The organism is Blastococcus mobilis, from assembly GCF_900188025.1.
GTDB lineage: Bacteria > Actinomycetota > Actinomycetes > Mycobacteriales > Geodermatophilaceae > Blastococcus_B > Blastococcus_B mobilis.
In genome coordinates this window covers 1-1,277 of record NZ_FZNO01000082.1, presented here as the reverse complement: position 1 = coordinate 1,277, position 1,277 = coordinate 1, and the positions used below count along the sequence as shown (strand labels likewise).

Annotated in this window: 1 protein-coding gene; it reads left to right on the top strand. The window is 67.8% G+C overall.

Translation table 11 applies throughout. The features are described from left to right. Positions 1 to 114 precede the first annotated feature (114 nt). Positions 115 to 1,266: an IS630 family transposase gene (locus CHB94_RS24340; protein ID WP_089339112.1), complete on the top strand. Its 1,152-nt coding sequence runs from the start codon at positions 115 to 117 to the stop codon at positions 1,264 to 1,266. Positions 1,267 to 1,277: the final 11 nt, after the last annotated feature.

Below are 1,277 nucleotides of genomic sequence, written 5' to 3'. Positions count from 1 at the left end.
CTAGTGCCGCGGCTGCCAACCTTCGCCCGTTGCGTGGGCGAGGGGGTCCCGGCTGAGCGTTGAGGCTGTCACCGTCGTCTTGCCTGATCCTGACTTCCCCGCAGGAGATGCGAGATGGTCCACGCCGTGCAGGTCCGGGCGATCAGCAACGACGAAGGCAACCGACTGCTGCGCATCGTGCGCCGCGGCACCGGCTCGGTGGTGACCTGGCGGCGGGCGCAGATGGTGCTGCTCTCGGCGCAGCGCATGCCGGTGGCCAAGATCGCCGAGGTGACGTTCACCAGCCCGGACCGGGTGCGCGACGTGCTGCACAACTTCAACACCGACGGGTTCGACTCACTGCAACCCCGCTATGCCGGCGGCCGGCCGCCGAAGTTCACCCTGCCGCAGCGCCAGCAGATCAAGCAGATCGCGCTGAGCCGACCCGAAGATCACGATCTGCCGTTCTCGGTCTGGAGCCTGTCGAAGTTGGCCGATTTCCTGGTGGCCGAGGGGGTGGTCGACGACATCTCCCACGAGGGCCTGCGCCTGCTTCTGCGCGAGGAGGACGTCAGCTTTCAAGCGGTGAAGACCTGGAAGGCCAGCACCGACCCCGAGTACGAGTCCAAGACCACCCGAGTGCTGCAGCTGTATGCGATAGCCGACGGCACCGCCCTACCCGGCCCGGACGATCCCACGATCGTGTTCTGCGCCGATGAGTTCGGGCCGCTGAACCTGCAACCCCACCCAGGCAAGCAGTGGGCCCCGCGCGCAAGCGGCAGAGGTGATCCGGACCGGCCGAGGCGACGCCGGCGGCGGGCGACCTACACCCGGCCGCACGGGGTGCGGCACCTGATCGCCGGCCTGGATCTGTCCCGGGACAAGCTCTACGGCCACGTCACCAAGCGGAAAGGCCGCACCCAATTCTTGGCGTTCTGCCGCTATCTGCGCTCGCTCTACCCGACCACGGTGCGGATCGCGATCGTGTGTGACAACTTCAGCCCGCACCTGTCCACAAAGACCGACGGCAGGGTCGGGGCGTGGGCCGCGGCGAACAACGTCGAGATCGCCTACACGCCGTTCTACGGCTCCTGGCTCAACCGGATCGAGGCGCAGTTCACCGCGCTGCGCTACTTCGCCCTCGACGGCACCGACCACCCGTCCCACCGCGAGCAGGCGCGCATGATCCGCCGCTACATCGCCTGGCGGAACGGCCACGTCACCGACCCCGAACTCCGCAAGGTCATCAAGCGAGCCTCCACCATCAAGCGGGCGAAGGTTGCCTGACCCGGCACTAG

Coding starts and splice junctions, on each gene's coding strand:
- CHB94_RS24340 (WP_089339112.1), top strand. CDS start 115: ATGGTCCACGCCGTGCAGGTCCGGGCGATCAGCAACGACGAAGGCAAC.